Here is a 16052-nt window from a genome sequence, read left to right as displayed (position 1 = left end):
GGCGTCGACCGCGCGGCAGGCGTCGAGCTCCCGCCAGGCCGCGGCGACGGACTCCCCCCGGGCGAGCGCGGCCAGCGGGGCGTACTGCGTCGGGGGCAGCAGCGGCTCCAGCGCCTCCAGCGTCAGCTCGTCGGTGATCAGCCGGACCAGGGGCAGGAAGCGGTGGTCGACGCCCAGCTCGATCAGGTCCGCGTCGCAGGTGTCGGCGAACAGCCGGGCCGGGAACGACGCCGCGGACCTGCGGATCGCCGTCTCCACCCGCTCCAGCGCCTCGGCGTCCCACACCTCGACCACGCCGATCACGGGGTTGACCCCGAAGCGGTACCGCTGGGCGTAGGCCCACGCCTCGGCGTCCGGCAGGACGGTCAGCAGCCAGTAGACGTCCCGCTGCCTGACCACCACGCCGCGGTGCCGCTCGGCGAGGCGGAGCGTCGCGACGCGGTCGTCCCTGGCGCCCCTGACCCGCTCCGGGTGGGGCGCGCCGGCCGCGTTCTGCAGGAACCTGCGCACGGAGACCAGCGCGTCCCGGCGCGCCGGCTGGGGCAGTGCGCTGAGCTCCACGGGGAACTCCGGGGCGATCGCGAGTCGGGGCATCGGCTACGCCAGCAGGGACTGCAGGTCGCGGTCACCGCGCTCGCGCAGGCGGGCCAGGAGGTCGGCCTGGCCCACCGGACCCGTCATCCCGATCCGGGTGGCGATGACCCTGGCGGCCTGCTCGGGCGTGCCGCTCGGCGCGGTGTAGCCCACCAGCCGCAGCGCCCGCGCGATCGGCTCGGTCCCGGGGGCCGCGGCGGGCAGGTGCCTGGCGCGCAGGACCCCCTCCTCGGACAGCGTCAGGAACAGGTGGCCGCCCTCCTTGGCACCCACGTCGTGCAGCAGGAGCACGAGCGACTCCAGCGCCGGCCGGTCGCGCCAGCGCAGCGTCATCTCGCCCACCATGCTGGTGACCGTACGGCTGTCGCCGGGGGCCATGCCCAGGTAGGCGGCGAACCCGCTGGGCAGCGGGCACTCGGCGCCCGTGAGATGGTCGGCGGTGATGTCGACCCGCAGCCACCAGCGGCCGTCCGGCTGCCGGAAGCAGCGCCGGGTGAGCGACACGTCCTTGAGCGGCCGGACGACGGCGTCGGGCGGGAACGAGGACTCGAAGAAACCGGCGTTCCCGGAGGGGAGCGAGGACTCGAAGAAACCGGGGAACCCGGCGCCGAAGGGGGTCGCGCCCCCGGACGGCGACGGCGACGGCGGCTCCGCCTCGCCGGCCGGTTCCCGGGCGGGTGCCGGGTCCGGCTGCCGGGCGGGTTCCGGTTCGGCTCGCCGCACCGGCGCCGGTTCCGGTTCCGGTTCCGGGTGGGGTTCCGGTTCCGGGTGGGGCTCCGGGACGGGCGGGGCCTGCCGCGGGGACGCGCCGTTGGCGCGGCGGGCCGACTCTCCGGCGCCGAGGATGCGCAGTTGCGGCACGTTCTCCAGCCACTCCTTGGCGACCTCGGGGTGGATGCCGAGGGTGGAGACCAGTTCGAGGGCCCGGCCGACGGTCGGCGGGCGCTCGGCGCTGCTGATCAGGTCGCGGGTCCGGTGGCGCAGGTCGGCGATGTCGCCGTCCACCAGCCAGTCGTCGACGAGGTAGTAGTCGGGCAGGGTCGCCAGCACGAACTGCCAGGCGGGCACGTCGAGGGAGTGCAGCTCCCACGCGTGCCAGTCGGCCGCGTCGATCAGCCGGTCGACGGGCGCGGCCTTGCCGAGGGTCTTCCTGAGCGCGGTCAGGTGGCCGCGGTACGGCGCGGCCTCATCGGAGGCGAGCCAGCGCCGCAACCGCGAACGCAGCTCGGCCTCGGTGTCCCGGACCACCTCGGGATGGACCGCGAAGAGCTTGGCCAGTGACTCCACCGCCGCGGGGTCGTCGGTGAAGACCCTGTTCTGCGCGACGGCCCAGCTCAGATCCTCCAGGTCGAGGAAGGCCGTGTCGAGCAGGGCGTGCAGGCTCGACACGCGTGGCGGCGCGTCCGCGCCGACGGCCTCGTCCTCCACCTCGGCCGCTGCGTCGGACGCTGCGTTGTCCTCCACCTCGGCCGCTGCGTCGGACGCTGCGTCGTCCTCCGCCGCGTCGGCTTCGTCCGCCTCGTCCGCGATCGCCGGGACGGTGATCCGCTCCGCCGCGTCGCCGGTCCCGGCGAGCCGCGGCTCGGGCTCGGGCACGTCCCCGGACATCTCCTCGGACACGTCCTCGGGCTCGGGTTCCGGTCCGGTCGTGTGTCCGGAGGAGACGGGCTCGAAGATGCCGAGGCCCGCGGGACGCCGGACCCGCGCACAGGCTCGGACATGGCCTCGGGAACGGTCTCGGGCGCGGGCCCGGCCTCGAGAGCGGTCTCGGGCGCGGGCTCGAACGCGATCTCGGGCCCGGCCTCGGTCGCGGGGCGGGCTCGAACGCGGCCTCGGGCTCGGAGGCGGTCCGGCGCACGCGTTCCGGAGCGGCGGCCCGGGAGCGGCCGGGCACCGGGGAGAGCCGGGCGAAGACCGCGCCGAAGAGCGTGTGCAGCAGCGGGCGGGGCTGCACGAAAGGCTGGTCCCGCAGGTCGTGGCCGGTGAAGGAGAGCAGCCCCGGCCAGGAGCCGGCCCGGTCGAGGGCGATGGCCGTACAGGGCTCGTCCGCCTCGTCGGGGTCCAGGACGTACAGGGCGGGCAGGACGTCGCCCACCGACGCGGCGGGCCAGTGCTCCAGGGCGATCTCCGCGACGATCTCCGCGAGCCGCTCGGGGCCCAGCACGGCGAGCACCGCGGGCAGGGGCAGGCTGCGCCACCAGGCGTCCGGCAGATCGGGCTGGTCGCGCAGGAGCGGGATCGCGGCCGCGTCGCTCCAGCGCAACGGCGGCACGAGGTCACTCAGACAGACGTTCATCCGCACCCTTCACCAGCACCTCTGATTTGCCCGAGTCGTTCCTCGTCGCTGGAGAACGAGACTCATGGAACAGACCATAGTCTGGCAAATCGCCTTAGCGCATCGGGTGGTCTCAGCGGGCTCAGCGGCGGACGGCCGCGAACCTGAGCCGCACGTAGTCCGCCATCCAGCCGGTCTCCCGCCGCAGCGCGGGCGCTGCCAGCTCGTTCACCCGCCGCAGCAAGGATTCGATCAGCTCCGCGGGGAGCTGGTGCAGCAGCGAACCGGCGAACATCCGTACCCAGTCCGCCGCTCCGTTGGGGCACTCGTCAAGTGGAGTCGGCCGGTCGAAGTACTCGAGAATTCGGACGACGAAGCCGCCCTTCTCCAACCGGCCGGCGTACTCGGCGGGAGTCGGGAAGTACCACGGGAGGTCCGGCTCGGGCAGCCCGTGCTCCCGCCAGGCGGTGGAGACCGCCGCCGTCAGCGCGGCGCAGTTGCCCGCCCCGCCCATCTCGGCCACGAACCGGCCGCCCGGCGCCAGCGCCTCCCTGACGCTGGAGATCACCGCGTCCGGCTCGCTCCCCATCCAGTGCAGGGCCGCGTTGGAGAAGACCGCGTCGTACGGCTGCGCGACCACGAAGTCGCGTCCGTCGCCGACGATGAAGTCCAGCCCGGGATACTGCGCCAGCGCCTTCTCGATCATGGCGGGGGAGCCGTCGATCCCCAGGACGCAGGCGCCCCGGGAGGCGATCTCCGCCGTCAGCACACCGGTGCCGCAGCCGAGGTCCACGATGCGCTCCCCGGGCCGGGGGTCCAGCAGGTCGACCAGGGGGGCGCCGTGCGCCGAGACGTATCCGAAGCCGCCGTCGTAGGTGCGAGCATTCCACGTCATCAGGCTGGGCGTGTCGTATCGCACGATGTCAGCTCACATTCCGAGACCGTCCGGCCTCTCACCGGTAACCTCCGGACACTTTAGAGTCTCGGACATCCTGCGACGCAGCAGTCACGCCGATCCCGCGGTCAACCGGCGTCGCGGTCCCACTCCCGCGTGACCACGGTCTTCGCCTGGTCGGTCTCCGGAACGGTGAGGACCACCGGCCGGGCCTTCGTCGCCGGGAGCCGGGCGGCGAGTTCGGCGTCCAGGGTGCCGCCCATCCGCATGGCCTCCATCCGGACGGGCCGGGCGTACCCCTTCAGGAGCAGGTTCTGGCCCCGGTCGGAGAACAGGAACTCCTGCCAGAGCCGGGCCGCGGCGGGGTGCGGCGCGGCGGCGTTGACGGCCTGGACGTGGTAGGAGGCGATCACGGCGTCGCCGGGGATCACCACCTTCCAGTCGGGTCCGCCCGCCTCCGGCTCCCGGGCGGCCCGCGCGGCGTTGAGGAAGTCCCAGTCCAGCGCGACCGACGGCGGCCGCCCCTCGGTCACGAGGTTCCCGGCCGCCGCCAGGTCGCCGAAGAACTCCACGCCCCGCGCCGCGTCGGCCCTGCCGCCGCGCAGGGAGGCCGTCATGACGGCGGCGAAGGCGGCCGCGTTCCGCCGCGGGTCGCCGGGCAGCCACACGGCGTGGCCCGGTTTGAGGAGGTCGGCGTAGGAGGCCGGGGCCGCGACCTTGCGCGCGTCGTACCCGACGGACATGTAGCCGCCGTAGGCCGCGTACCACTTGCCGGAGTGGTCCTTGAGGTGGTCGGGCAGGTCCTGCCAACCGCGGACCTTGTAGGGGGCCAGGGAGTCCGCCTCGGCGACCGCCACCTCCAGGCTCAGGTCGAACACGTCGGGCTTGAGATGCCCAGCCGCCTCGATCGCCCGCCGGCCGCCCGCCCCGGGTTCGAGCTCGTTCACCTCGATGCCGTACTCGTCGGAGAAGGCGTCGATGATCTCGCCGTAGTTCACCCAGTTCCGGGAGAGCCCGACCACGTTGAGCGAGCCCTCCTTCCTGGCCGCCTCGACGAGGCGCTCCATGCTGGCGAAGCCCTCCTCCAGGGAGGCGGCCTGGAGCTTCACCGGAGGCAGCGGCGTGCCCTCGGTGGCCGGTGCGCCGCCGCATCCGGTGATCGCGGCGGCGAGGACCACGGCGGTGGCGATGGCGAATCGGGTGCGTGCAGTCACACCGCGCATACTCTTGGCGGTGATCGCGGCGGTCGAGGAGGCGCGACCGTTCTTGGTGAACGGCTTACGCCCGGCCCGGGACGACTTTGGCCGCCACGAGGGTCCGCTCGTCGATCTCGACCAGGGCCCCGTCGCGCCTGCGCACGCCGAGCACTCCGTCCCGCCAGAACTCCAGCTCTCCGACGGCGTCACGGAAACCCTCCGGGACCCTTCTCCGGGTCGTTACTCTTTTCCCCACGTCACTGGGGGTTATCGTGATGCTGAGGCGGGCGCCGAAGCCAGGGTTCATCGCGTTTGGCCCCCTCCCGTTTCAGAGTCCCGGTGGGCACGGCAATACTAGGGCGTAGCAACCCGCGGTCGAAGTCGTGCCTAGGTGCGTAAAGAAGAAGGAGCCCGAGGTGACCTACGTCATCGCGCAGCCTTGCGTGGACGTGCTTGACAAGGCGTGCATCGAGGAGTGCCCCGTCGATTGCATCTACGAGGGCGAGCGCATGCTCTACATCCACCCTGACGAGTGTGTGGACTGCGGTGCGTGCGAGCCTGTCTGCCCCGTCGAGGCGATCTTCTACGAGGACGACCTCCCCGAGCAGTGGAAGGACTTCTACAAGGCGAACGTGGACTTCTTCGAGGACCTCGGCTCGCCCGGCGGCGCCTCCAAGGTCGGCAAGATCGAGAAGGACCACCCGATCGTCGCGGCCTTGCCGCCGCAGGCCGAGGAGCACTAGCCGGCCGCGGGCGGGGGCGGCGCGCGCGAGTGATCGCCGAGGACGCGGCCCCCGCTGGCCGGTTCCATCGACGACCTTCCCCCGCTCGCCCCGGGCAGGGGGCGCGCTAGCGGAGAGAACTGTGATCGGGCTGCCTGACTTCCCATGGGACCGCCTCACGCCGTACAAGGAGCTGGCGCTGGAGCATCCCGGCGGAATCGTCGACCTGTCGGTGGGCACCCCCGTCGACCCGGTCCCCGACGTCGTACGGCAGGCGCTGGCGGACGCCTCCGACAGCCCCGGCTACCCGCTGACCTACGGCACCGACCGGCTGCGCGCCGCCGCGGCCGGCTGGCTGCGGCGCAGGCACGGCGTGGTCGTCGACCCGGCGAACGTGCTGCCGCTGATCGGCTCCAAGGAGTTCGTGGCCTGGCTGCCGACGCTGCTCGGCGTCGGGTCCGGCCAGCGGGTGATCTTCCCCGAGCTGGCCTACCCCACCTACGACGTGGGGGCCCGCCTGGCCGGCGCGGAGCCGTACGCCACGGACGGGCTGGTCGCGCTCGGGCCGGAGCGGGTGCCGCTGGTCTGGGTCAACTCCCCGTCCAACCCCACCGGCCGGGTCCTGCCCGCCGAGCACCTGCGCAAGGTCGTCTCCTGGGCGCGCGAGCACGGCGCGGTCGTCGCCTCCGACGAGTGCTACATCGAGCTGGGCTGGGAGTCCGAGCCGATCTCGATCCTCCACCCGGACGTGTGCGGGGGCTCCCACGAGGGGCTGATCGCGGTGCACTCGCTCTCCAAGCGCTCCAACCTGGCGGGTTACCGCGCGGGCTTCGCAGCCGGTGACCCGGTGCTGGTCAAGCGGCTGCTGGAGGTCCGCAAGCACGCGGGCATGATGGTCCCGGCGCCGGTCCAGGCGGCGATGACGGCGGCCCTGGACGACGACGCGCACGCCGAGGAGCAGCGGACCCGCTACGCGGCCCGGCGGGCGGTGCTCCGCCCGGCGCTGGAGGCGGCGGGCTGGCGGATCGAGCACTCCGCCGCCGGGCTCTACCTGTGGGCGTCCGACGGCACCGGCTGCTGGGACCAGGTGCGCGCTCTCGCCGAGAAGGGGATCCTCGTCGCACCGGGGGAGTTCTACGGCACGGCCGGCGAGGGACATGTCCGGATCGCCCTGACAGCGAGCGACGAACGCATCGGTGCGGCGGTGCTCCGCCTCCAGTAGGATCGCGCGGCATGACCCCTGAGGTCGCCGTGATACTCGGCCTGAGCGTGCTGACCGCCGTCCTGCTGCTGGGCGCGTTCTACGCGACCACCCGCCAGGACCGCAGGACGTCCGGGCCCGGTCGTCCGGCGAGACGCCCCCCGCTCCGGCCGGGACCGCGCAACCGCCGCGGTCCGCGGCGCCGTCCCCTCCGCCGTCCGGACCGGAGGCCTCGGGACATGTCGGCATCGACTACCCCGACCCCCGCACGATCAAGGTCGGCGACACGATCGACCACCAGGGCGTGCGGGCCCGCGTGCTCGGTGCGATGCACCTGTCGTGGCAGGGCGCGGAGTGGACGGAGTACCTCCTCGACGACGGGACCCGCCGCCGCCAGTGGCTCTCGGTCGAGATGCGCCCCGGTCAGGCCCCCGGGGACGCGCCCCACCTGGAGGTGCTGCTGTGGACGCCGGTCCCGTCCGAGGGGATGGTCCCGGCCAAGACGATGATCATCGTGGAGGGCGTGGAGTTCTTCCCCGCCGACCGGGGCACCGCGGCGTTCCGCTCGGAGGGCTTCACCGGGATGCCCGACCGGGGGCTGCTCGACTTCGCCGACTACCGGGCCGCCGACGGCCGGCTGCTCTCCTTCGAGCGCGTGCAGGGCGAGGGCTGGAACTCCTCCTACGCCCGGTCGCTGCCGCCCGGGTCGATCACGATCCTGCGCAGGGACTAGGAGATCCGGACCGCGCTCCCGGAGACGCCGGGATCGGCCGTCCAGCCCTGCTCCTCGCCGCCCTCCACGGTCCAGGAACGGCCGTCGTAGCCGATGCGGCGCAGGCCGTACTTCTGGGCGTGGGAGAGGGACCAGGCGGCGATCAGCCAGCCCTGCTTCCGGGAGGCCGCCTTCAGCGTGGTCCCGGCGCCGAGCGTGCGGGCCAGCTCCTTGGCCGCCTTGGCCGGCGCGGGGGCCGGGACGGGCGTCTCGCCGCCCTCCAGGGGGAACCAGCAGTGCAGCGCGCCGGGCACCCGCCCGGTGAACGCCGCCGCCAGGATCTTCGCGTTCTCCTCGTGCTGGGCGTACAGCGAGCCGTCGGCCGAGCGCTGCACCTCCTGGGCGGCCTCGTGCAGCGGGATCTTCCGGTAGTCCTTCACCTTGACCAGCGCGGAGAAGAACTTCCCGGCGCTGTAGACCGGGTCGAGCAGCTGATCGGGGTCGCCCCAGCCCTGCGAGGGCCGCTGCTGGAACACGCCCACGGAGTCGCGGTCGCCGAACGGCAGGTTGTACAGCTTGGACTCCTGGATGCCCGTGGCGTAGGCGATCACGACGGCCCGCTCGGGCAGCCTGCGGCGGTGGGCCACGCCGGCGATGGCCGCGGCCACCTGGGCCTGCTCGATCTCCAGGTCGAGGGTGCCCCCGGCGGCGGTGACCCGGCAGCCCTCGTCCGTGGAGGGGCGGTCGAGCAGCGCGAACAGGCCCACGGTGATGGCCACCGCGAGCACGGTCACGATCGCGATGATCGCGATGACACCTGGGGAGAACCGCCGTCGCACGGTGAAGAACCTACCCGGCGCCGGACCGGCCCGCGGCCCGCCGGAGCCCGGCGGGCCCGGCCCCGAGGGCCTTCCGCGCAGGCCGGGGGGCGCTTTCCCGGGGCCGCCGTCCGGGGGCGGGAGGGGACGGGAGGGGACGGGAGGCGACGCGCGCCGGGCGGATATAGGGTCGCCTGCATGGACACGCGGCTGGACCTCACCCAGGACGTCGGTGCGCTCACCGCGCGGATCGTGGACGTCGAGTCGGTGAGCGGGAACGAGAAGGCGCTCGCCGACGCGGTGGAGGAGGCGCTGCGCACCCTGCCGCACCTGCGGGTGGAGCGCGACGGCGATTCGGTCGTGGCCCGCACCGAGCTCGGCCGGGGCGAGCGGGTGGTGATCGCAGGGCATCTCGACACGGTCCCGGTGGCGGGCAACCTGCCCAGCCGGGTCGAGGGCGACCTGCTGTACGGCTGCGGCACCTCCGACATGAAGAGCGGCGTCGCGGTCGCCCTGAAGCTGGCCGCCGCGCTGGAGGCGCCGAACCGGGACGTGACCTACGTCTTCTACGACTGCGAGGAGATCGAGGCCGAGCGCAACGGGCTGCTCCGGCTCAGCCGGAACCACCCCGGCTGGCTCGCCGGGGACTTCGCGGTGCTGATGGAGCCCACCGACGGGGTGATCGAGGGCGGTTGCCAGGGCACCCTGCGGGCGCAGGTCGTCACCCGGGGCAAGCGGGCGCACAGCGCCAGGTCCTGGCTCGGCGTCAACGCGATCCACGCCGCCGGGCCGGTGCTGGACGTGCTGAACGCCTACCGGGCCAGGACGCCGGTCGTGGACGGGCTGGAGTACCACGAGGGCCTGAACGCGGTAGGCGTCACCGGAGGGGTCGCGGGCAACGTGATCCCCGACGAGTGCGTGGTGACGGTCAACTACCGCTTCGCCCCCGACCTGTCGCTGGAGGAGGCCCGCGAGCACGTGCGCGAGGTGTTCGACGGGTTCGAGCTCCGCTTCACCGACGGCGCCCCGGCCGCGCGGCCCGGCCTGACCCACCCGGTGGCGGCGGCGTTCGTGACGGCCGTCGGCGGCGTCCCGAGGGCCAAGCTCGGCTGGACGGACGTCTCGCTCTTCTCCGGCCTGGGCGTCCCGGCCGTCAACTACGGCCCCGGCGACCCGAACCTGGCCCATCAGCGCGGGGAGTCCGTCTCACTTTCCAAGATCGCTGAAGCCGAGCGCAACCTGCTCGCCTGGCTCTCCTGAGCGTCCGGAGGGCGTTCCGGTGAACCCCTGAAACGAGAAAGTGGCTTTCCTCGCCGGCCATTTGGCGGGGAAAGCCACTTTCAGTCCCGAGCAGCACCCTCGCCGGTTAGACGCGGGCCCGTCGAAATCCGGTTCCGTGTTTTCGCGGAGAATTTTCAAGATTTTTCCCGGGGCGGCGCTAGCGTGATCGGTATGAAGAAGACACGTCCGGAGCGCCGTCAGGGATCCGCAGTGGTCCGTGGTGACTTCGTCCCCGATTCCACTTATGACCAGCGACTCCTCGACCGGCGAGGGCCGGCCGACTGGCTGCACATGGACCCGTGGCGGGTCCTGCGCATCCAGGCGGAGTTCGTGGAGGGCTTCGGTCTGCTGGCCGAGCTGCCCCCGGCGGTGACGGTCTTCGGCTCGGCGCGCACACCGGTGGACTCGCCCGACTACGAGCTGGGCGTGCGGCTCGGCCGGGGGCTCGCCGAGGCGGGGTACGCCGTCATCACCGGTGGCGGACCGGGCTGCATGGAGGCGGCGAACAAGGGAGCGGTCGAGGCGGGCGGGATCTCGGTCGGTCTCGGCATCGAGCTCCCCTTCGAGCAGCACATGAACGAGTACGTCGACCTCGGGATCGAGTTCCGCTACTTCTTCGTCCGCAAGACCATGTTCGTGAAGTACGCCTGCGGCTTCGTCGCGCTGCCGGGCGGGTTCGGCACGCTGGACGAGCTGTTCGAGGAGCTGACCCTCGTCCAGACGCGCAAGATCACTTCCTTCCCCGTGGTACTGCTGGGCACGGAGTTCTGGGGCGGGCTGCTCGACTGGATCAAGACGACGCTCGTGTCCACGGGGAAGATCTCCCCGGCCGACGTCGACCTGATCCAGGTCACCGACGATCCGGACGAGGCCGTACGGATCATCGCCGAGGCGGACGCGGGCAGGCCGGGGCAGCAGGAGAAGGAGCAGGAGGCGGCGGAGAGCACGGTGGCCGGCGGCGAATAGGGTTGTCCGGTGTTCATCTGCGTGTTCCTGGCCTCGAGCCAGAAGATCGATCCCAAGTACCTGCGGTTGGCGGAGGAGGTGGGCGCCGAGCTCGCCGGACGCGGGCACACACTGGTCAGCGGCGGGGCCCGGGTGTCGTGCATGGGCGCGGTGGCCCGCGCGGTCCGCGCGGGCGGCGGCCGCACGGTGGGGGTGATCCCGCAGGCCCTGGTGGACATCGAGGTGGCCGACACCGACTCCGACGAGCTGATCGTCACCGCTGACATGCGGGAGCGCAAGGGGGCGATGGACGCCCGATCCGACGCCTTCCTCGTGCTCCCCGGCGGCATCGGCACGCTGGAGGAGCTCTTCGAGATCTGGACCGCGCGGACGCTGGGGCTGCACGAGAAGCCGCTGGTCCTGCTGGACCCGTGGGGCCTCTACGCGCCGCTGAAGGAGCTGGTGGAGGGCATGCACGAGGCGGGCTTCACCCGGGCCGGCGTCTTCGACGCGATCTCCTGGACCACCACGGTCGAGGAGGCGTTCGAGCTGCTGGAGAAGCCCGCCGGGCGCCTGAGGCCGAGCCTCGACGAGCTAGGCGAGGCCACGGCGGGCTAGCGCGGGCGGCCGCCTCCCGGCCAGGGACTCGGTCATCGCGACCGCGAGCCGTACCTGCTCCGGGCGGGCGGTGCGGAAGACCCGGACGCCGAGCCAGGCGCAGACCGAGGCGGCGGCGAGTTCGGCGGCCTCGTCGTCCGCCGCGCTCCGGGGGGCCGCGGCGCCCCTGGAGGCCGTCGCGTCCCCGTAGGCCGCCGGGTTCCTGGGGGCCGTCGCGCCTCCGGAGGCCGCCGGGTCCGTCCCGGAGTCCGTCGCCTCCCCGGTGTCCCCAGGCGGCTCCGCCGTCGGCGCGGAGACCCGTGCGCGGGTCCGCGCCGAGGACCGGGCCAATTCGGAAGGGGTGACGACGACGGTGCACCCGGCCCGGACGAGGCGCTCGACCTCGTCGATCGAGTGGGCCTCGACCCAGCCGGGTCGGGCCTCCGCGTCCGCTCCGACCACCAGGGGATCTGCCATGCGGTGATCATAGGTCCTGGCTCCGAGGATCTTCCGGATGCGCGGGACGGAACCTGGAGGAAGGGAGTTGTGGCACGATTCGTATGTGCTGGTCGTACTCGTTCTCGCTGCCCTGGCCATCCTCGCCGGCGTGGTGCTGGTCGCCACGGGGAGGGGCGGTGAGCTCAGAGAGTTCGCGCCCGATGTGCCCCCGCTGGCCCTGCCCGCCGCCGGACAGCTCGCCGCGGTGGACTTCATGGCCCTGCAACTGCCGGTGAGCCTGATCGGCTACCACACGCAGAGCGTGGACGAGACGCTGCAGCGCGCCGCGAACGCGCTGAGCGAGCGGGACACCAGGATCGCGGTGCTGGAGCAGCGGGTGTCGGAGCTGCTCGCGAGCAGGCTCCAGGCCCGGCAGGAGATGCACGCCGGCCCGGTGTACGGGCCGGTCACCGAGCACCGGCCCGGCGCGCCCCGCCGAGACCTCGCCGAGCCGGGTGAGGACGCCGCCGTGTCCGCTCCCGCCTCCCTCGGCGACCTCGCGGACTTCGAGGACCTCGAGGACCCGAAGGAGCTCGACGACCTGGAGGACTCCGGCGGTCTCGGGGACCCGGAGGACGCCGGGGACCGGAAGGCCTGGGACCGGGAGACCCGGGAGGGCGCCGGGGCCGAGCAGGAGCCGGGGAGGGACCCACGGGACGACCCGGAGGGGGAGTCCGGCGCCGCCTCCGCGCGACGGGCGGGCGGACCGGCGGACGAGGAGGGGCGCGGGTGACCGGACTCGTCCGGTGCGGGTGGGTGAGCTCCGCCCCCGAGTACATCGCCTACCACGACGAGGAGTGGGGCCGTCCGGTCGAGGGCGACGACCGGGTGTTCGAGCGGCTCACCCTGGAGGCGTTCCAGTCGGGCCTGTCGTGGATCACGATCCTGCGCAAGCGGGAGAACTTCCGCAGCGCGTTCGCGGGGTTCTCCATCCCCGCCGTGGCAGCGTTCGGCCAGGACGACGTGGACCGCCTCCTGGCCGACCCGGGCATCGTCCGCAACCGGGCCAAGATCGAGGCGGCGGTCTCCAACGCGCGGGCCGCGCTCGGCGTCGGCCTGTCCGACCTCGTCTGGCGTCACGCCGATCCCGGCTCCCCGGTGCCCGCGAGCGGCGCCGACGTGCCGGCTCTGACCCCGGGCTCGGTGGCGCTGGCCAAGGAGCTGAAGAAGAACGGCTTCCGCTTCGTCGGCCCCACCACCGCCTACGCGCTGATGCAGGCCATCGGCCTGGTCAACGACCACGTCGCCGACTGCTGGGTCCGGGACCAGATCCAGCGGCCGGCCGGGTGACGCCGTTCAGCGCGGGGGCCCTTCACGGTTCGGGGCCCTTCACGGTTCGGTCAGATGGCGGTCGACGAAGGCCGCGGCGGCGGGGAGCAGGCGCGCGGCCTCCCGCTCGAAGTAGGCCCTGGCCTTGTCCCCGGGCCAGCCGCCCGGCAGCAGCTCGGCGGGCAGTCCCGGGTCGCGGAACAGGAAGTTGCGCCAGCCGTGCAGCAGCCTGCTCCGGACGGCGAACACCCGGTCGTCGTCGGCGTCGTCCGGCAGCGAGTCGATCAGCTCCACCGCCCGGGCCAGCCACTCCTCGTAGGCCGCCGCGATGGCCTCCAGGTCCCAGGTGCGGGCGACGAGCGCCCGGGGGTCGCCGTCGAGCACCGCCTCGAAGCTCTCGGCGTGGATCTCCTCGCCCGCGAGCAGCGGGCCGAGCTCGGGCGAGAGGTGCGGGCCGATCCAGGTGCCCTCCGTCAGCGGCGCGTATCCGAGGAAGGACAGATCGGCCCTGAGCCGCTCCCGCCGGGGCCGCTCGCGTACCGGTTCGATCACGAGCAGGTGCCACCGGCCCGACCAGGTGACGGTCCCGGCCCGATAGATCCGCAGCGCGGCCTCGTCGAGCCGCCGCACGCATTTCGGGGTGACCTCGTAGCCGGGGCCCTGCGGCAGCCGGGCGGGCGTGAGCCAGCCCTGCCGGACCATGCGTGAGATGGCGGTGCGCACGGCCGGGGCCGCGATCTCCAGCGGGGCGAGCAGGCGGACGAGGGCGGCGACGGACGCGCGGCCGCCCCGGGAGCGCAGGTGGTCACCGTACAGGTCGAAGAGTGCGGCGCGGGCGTTCACAGGGACCAGTCTGGTCGGCGGAGGGGCCCCGGACAACGGTATCGGACCTCCGGCGGAACCGGCCTGGAACCTGATCGTTCCCATTCCGAGCGTGGAGGCGGGATAATAGGACATCACAGAAGACGTGAATGCGTCGGCCACCCTCGGGTCAGTCGGAGATCCGGAGCCCGAAGCAGGAAGGGATACACGCATGGCGGCGATGAAGCCGAGGACCGGTGATGGTCCGCTGGAGGTCGTCAAGGAAGGCAGGGGGATCGTCATGCGGGTTCCCCTGGAGGGTGGCGGCCGGCTCGTCGTCGAGCTCTCCGCGGACGAGGCCGGCGCCCTGGGTGAGGAGCTGAAGAAGGTCGTCGGCTGAGACAGGCCCGATGACACGGCTTGACGACACGGCCCTGGCCGCAGGGCCGCCCCCGCGGCGGCTCGCGCCAGGGCCGCGGCGTTTCGTCCCGGTTCGGCACCGGAGCCCCGTCCCGGTTCGGCACCGGAGCCCTGCCCCGGTTCCGGAGCGGAGTCCCGCCCCGGTTCGGCACCGGAGCCCTGCCCCGGTTCCGGAGCGGAGTCCCGTCCCGGGTTCGCGGCGGAGCCGCCGAGGCCCCGCCCGAAGGCCGGGACCCCCACGCTGGAAGGAATGAGCGACGTGCCACTGGAGACTTCGATCAGTACGGTCGCGCGGGCGCCGGAGGACGCCGCGCTGCTCGCGGTGCCCTTCGCGGCGGACCTCGACCCGCCGGTCGAGCTGCCCGTGCCCGCCGCCGGGCTGCTGGCCTGCTATGAGGCCAAGGGCGAGGCCGGGGAGATCGTCGAGGTGCCGGTGGCCCGGGGCGAGGCCGTCGGCCGGATCCTGCTGTACGGGATCGGCGACGGTTCGGCCGACGCGCTGCGCAAGGCGGGCGCGGCGGTGACCCGCAGGGCCAGGGGCCGTGAGGAGGTCGCCGTCGTGCCGCCGCCCGGGGCGTCCGCGGGATCGGTGGCCGCGTTCACGGAGGGCGCGCTGCTGGCCGCCTACACCTTCCGGATCGGTGAGACCGCCCCGTCGTCCCGGCCGGTGGCCTCGATCCGGCTCGTCACCGGAGACGACGGGGGCGCCGGAGCCCCCGGGGGGACCGGCGACGCGGCGGAGACGACGGGGACGAAGGGGGAGGCGGGGACCGGGAGCGCCGCCGTCGAGGCGGGGATCGCCAGGGGAAGGGCCGTGGCGGGCGCCGTCGCGCTCGCCAGGGACCTGGCCAACACCCCGGCCTCGGTGAAGACCCCCGCCTGGCTCGCCGAGCGCGCCGCCGAGCAGGGCGTCGCCACCAGGGTCTGGGACGAGCGGGAGCTGCGGGCCGGCGGGTTCGGCGGCATCCTGGCCGTCGGCCAGGGCTCGGTAAGCCCTCCGCGGCTCATCCAGCTCTCCTACGAGCCGGAGGGCGAGGCCACCGGGCACGTGGTCCTGGTGGGCAAGGGCATCACCTACGACACCGGCGGCCTCTCGCTCAAGCCCACCGAGGGCATGAAGTTCATGAAGACCGACATGGCGGGCGGCGCGGTCGTCATCGCGGTGCTGGGCGCGCTGGCCGCCCTCGGCGCGCGGGTCCGCGTCACCGGTCTGATCGCCGCGGCGGAGAACTCCTTCTCCGGTACGGCACAGCGCCCCAGCGACGTGATCACGCAGTACGGCGGGCGGACCGTGGAGGTGCTCAACACCGACGCCGAGGGCCGGCTGGTGATGGCCGACGCGCTGGCCTACGCCGACGCCGAGCTGGATCCGGACGTCATGGTGGACATCGCCACGCTGACCGGGGCGATCGGCATCGCCCTCGGCAAGGGTCTGGGAGCGGTCTTCGCCTCCGATGACGCCCTGGCGGCGGAGCTGGCCGGGGCGGGGGAGACCAGCGGCGAGCGGCTCTGGCGGATGCCGCTGATCGACGACTACGTCCCGGCGCTGGAGTCCTCCGTGGCCGACCTGGCCAACATCGAGGCCGGGTCCGCCTACGGCGCGGGCTCGATCACCGCGGCGCTGTTCCTGCGCGAGTTCACCGGCAAGCGGCCGTGGGCGCACCTGGACATCGCGGGCGTCGGCCGCAGCACGGCGGACGAGGGCCTGTCCGCCAAGGGGGCGACCGGCTTCGGGGTGCGCCTGCTGCTGGAGTGGCTGTCCGGACGCTGAGGCCGGGCGGGGCGAGAGCGGCCGGGGCGAGAGGGCCGGGGCCGCCCGCCCGGCGCC

18 protein-coding genes and 1 pseudogene are annotated in these 16052 nt (G+C 73.4%); 11 read left to right on the top strand and 8 right to left on the bottom strand.

All coding sequences use genetic code 11. The features are described 5' to 3' along the window. Together ACWJ6R_RS13995 and ACWJ6R_RS13990 are read right to left on the bottom strand one after the other, a co-directional pair. Nucleotides 1-594, bottom strand: a pseudogene (locus ACWJ6R_RS13995) (UvrD-helicase domain-containing protein); the annotation flags it as partial. Nucleotides 595-597: 3 nt separating this feature from the next. Further along, nucleotides 598-2214, bottom strand: a complete 1617-nt coding sequence (locus ACWJ6R_RS13990; protein WP_449062633.1) for a hypothetical protein — start codon at nt 2212-2214, stop codon at nt 598-600. 362 nt (nt 2215-2576) lie between these two features. Here ACWJ6R_RS13990 and ACWJ6R_RS13985 point away from each other — a divergent pair, with 362 nt between their 5' ends. Next, nucleotides 2577-2915, top strand: a complete 339-nt coding sequence (locus tag ACWJ6R_RS13985; protein WP_449062632.1) for a hypothetical protein — start codon at nt 2577-2579, stop codon at nt 2913-2915. Between the two features lie 96 nt (nt 2916-3011). Here ACWJ6R_RS13985 and ACWJ6R_RS13980 read toward each other — a convergent pair whose 3' ends face one another. The 3 genes from ACWJ6R_RS13980 to ACWJ6R_RS13970 all read right to left on the bottom strand — a co-directional run bounded on the left by ACWJ6R_RS13980 (nt 3012) and on the right by ACWJ6R_RS13970 (nt 5216). Continuing rightward, on the bottom strand, nt 3012-3764 hold the full coding sequence (locus ACWJ6R_RS13980) for a class I SAM-dependent methyltransferase (RefSeq protein WP_449062631.1): 753 nt from the start codon (nt 3762-3764) through the stop codon (nt 3012-3014). A gap of 128 nt (nt 3765-3892) precedes the next feature. Continuing rightward, nucleotides 3893-4987, bottom strand: a complete 1095-nt coding sequence (locus tag ACWJ6R_RS13975) for an extracellular solute-binding protein (protein ID WP_449062630.1) — start codon at nt 4985-4987, stop codon at nt 3893-3895. Between the two features lie 55 nt (nt 4988-5042). Then, on the bottom strand, nt 5043-5216 hold the full coding sequence (locus tag ACWJ6R_RS13970) for a putative acetyltransferase (protein WP_449062629.1): 174 nt from the start codon (nt 5214-5216) through the stop codon (nt 5043-5045). A gap of 160 nt (nt 5217-5376) precedes the next feature. Here ACWJ6R_RS13970 and fdxA point away from each other — a divergent pair, with 160 nt between their 5' ends. The 3 genes from fdxA (at nt 5377) to ACWJ6R_RS13955 (ending at nt 7616) form a co-directional block, all read left to right on the top strand. Beyond that, nucleotides 5377-5703, top strand: a complete 327-nt coding sequence (gene fdxA, locus ACWJ6R_RS13965) for a ferredoxin (protein WP_449062628.1) — start codon at nt 5377-5379, stop codon at nt 5701-5703. A gap of 121 nt (nt 5704-5824) precedes the next feature. After that, entirely contained in the window at nt 5825-6904 is a 1080-nt protein-coding gene (gene dapC, locus ACWJ6R_RS13960) for a succinyldiaminopimelate transaminase (RefSeq protein ID WP_449062627.1), read from the top strand. 283 nt (nt 6905-7187) lie between these two features. Then, entirely contained in the window at nt 7188-7616 is a 429-nt protein-coding gene (locus tag ACWJ6R_RS13955) for a DUF4178 domain-containing protein (RefSeq protein WP_449062626.1), read from the top strand. Here the strand turns inward: ACWJ6R_RS13955 and ACWJ6R_RS13950 are convergent. Next, the gene (locus ACWJ6R_RS13950; RefSeq protein WP_449062625.1) at nt 7613-8434 is read right to left on the bottom strand and encodes a hypothetical protein; all 822 of its coding nucleotides are present in this window, start codon (nt 8432-8434) and stop codon (nt 7613-7615) included. The genes ACWJ6R_RS13955 and ACWJ6R_RS13950 overlap by 4 nt on opposite strands. Nucleotides 8435-8611: 177 nt before the next feature. On the opposite strand from ACWJ6R_RS13950, the gene dapE reads away from it, so the two are divergent. The 3 genes from dapE (at nt 8612) to ACWJ6R_RS13935 (ending at nt 11257) form a co-directional block, all read left to right on the top strand. Next, on the top strand, nt 8612-9673 hold the full coding sequence (dapE, locus tag ACWJ6R_RS13945) for a succinyl-diaminopimelate desuccinylase (protein WP_449062624.1): 1062 nt from the start codon (nt 8612-8614) through the stop codon (nt 9671-9673). 192 nt (nt 9674-9865) lie between these two features. Next, entirely contained in the window at nt 9866-10660 is a 795-nt protein-coding gene (locus tag ACWJ6R_RS13940; protein WP_449062623.1) for an LOG family protein, read from the top strand. Between the two features lie 9 nt (nt 10661-10669). Next, nucleotides 10670-11257 (top strand): LOG family protein, encoded by a 588-nt coding sequence (locus ACWJ6R_RS13935; RefSeq protein ID WP_449062622.1) that lies wholly within the window; start codon nt 10670-10672, stop codon nt 11255-11257. Here ACWJ6R_RS13935 and ACWJ6R_RS13930 read toward each other — a convergent pair. Next, nucleotides 11234-11713 (bottom strand): hypothetical protein, encoded by a 480-nt coding sequence (locus ACWJ6R_RS13930; protein WP_449062621.1) that lies wholly within the window; start codon nt 11711-11713, stop codon nt 11234-11236. The two genes, ACWJ6R_RS13935 and ACWJ6R_RS13930, sit on opposite strands and share 24 nt — an antisense overlap. A gap of 85 nt (nt 11714-11798) precedes the next feature. Between ACWJ6R_RS13930 and ACWJ6R_RS13925 the strand changes: the two genes are divergently transcribed. Then, nucleotides 11799-12467: a hypothetical protein gene (locus ACWJ6R_RS13925; RefSeq protein ID WP_449062620.1), complete on the top strand. Its 669-nt coding sequence runs from the start codon at nt 11799-11801 to the stop codon at nt 12465-12467. After that, on the top strand, nt 12464-13024 hold the full coding sequence (locus ACWJ6R_RS13920) for a DNA-3-methyladenine glycosylase I (RefSeq protein ID WP_449062619.1): 561 nt from the start codon (nt 12464-12466) through the stop codon (nt 13022-13024). The genes ACWJ6R_RS13925 and ACWJ6R_RS13920 overlap by 4 nt, the downstream gene beginning before the upstream one ends. A 39-nt stretch (nt 13025-13063) precedes the next feature. On the opposite strand, the gene ACWJ6R_RS13915 is transcribed toward ACWJ6R_RS13920, so the two are convergent. After that, nucleotides 13064-13846, bottom strand: coding sequence for a PaaX family transcriptional regulator (locus ACWJ6R_RS13915; RefSeq protein ID WP_449062618.1), 783 nt, complete (start codon nt 13844-13846; stop codon nt 13064-13066). A gap of 190 nt (nt 13847-14036) precedes the next feature. Here ACWJ6R_RS13915 and ACWJ6R_RS13910 point away from each other — a divergent pair, with 190 nt between their 5' ends. Together ACWJ6R_RS13910 and ACWJ6R_RS13905 are read left to right on the top strand one after the other, a co-directional pair. Next, the gene (locus tag ACWJ6R_RS13910) at nt 14037-14204 is read left to right on the top strand and encodes a DUF3117 domain-containing protein (RefSeq protein WP_068901342.1); all 168 of its coding nucleotides are present in this window, start codon (nt 14037-14039) and stop codon (nt 14202-14204) included. Between the two features lie 270 nt (nt 14205-14474). After that, nucleotides 14475-15995, top strand: a complete 1521-nt coding sequence (locus ACWJ6R_RS13905; protein WP_449062617.1) for a leucyl aminopeptidase family protein — start codon at nt 14475-14477, stop codon at nt 15993-15995. Nucleotides 15996-16052: the final 57 nt, after the last annotated feature.

This window comes from Planomonospora algeriensis (genome assembly GCF_977012225.1).
Note: the sequence above shows the minus strand (reverse complement) of the source record. Positions and strands in the feature narration are given on the sequence as shown.

Bases quoted from the DNA above. Each gene is read 5' to 3' on its own strand.
- ACWJ6R_RS13980 (WP_449062631.1), bottom strand. From the start codon at position 3,764: ATGACGTGGAATGCTCGCACCTACGACGGCGGCTTCGGATACGTCTCG.
- ACWJ6R_RS13975 (WP_449062630.1), bottom strand. From the start codon at position 4,987: ATGCGCGGTGTGACTGCACGCACCCGATTCGCCATCGCCACCGCCGTG.
- ACWJ6R_RS13930 (WP_449062621.1), bottom strand. From the start codon at position 11,713: ATGGCAGATCCCCTGGTGGTCGGAGCGGACGCGGAGGCCCGACCCGGC.
- ACWJ6R_RS13905 (WP_449062617.1), top strand. From the start codon at position 14,475: ATGAGCGACGTGCCACTGGAGACTTCGATCAGTACGGTCGCGCGGGCG.
- dapE (WP_449062624.1), top strand. From the start codon at position 8,612: ATGGACACGCGGCTGGACCTCACCCAGGACGTCGGTGCGCTCACCGCG.
- ACWJ6R_RS13910 (WP_068901342.1), top strand. From the start codon at position 14,037: ATGGCGGCGATGAAGCCGAGGACCGGTGATGGTCCGCTGGAGGTCGTC.
- ACWJ6R_RS13940 (WP_449062623.1), top strand. From the start codon at position 9,866: ATGAAGAAGACACGTCCGGAGCGCCGTCAGGGATCCGCAGTGGTCCGT.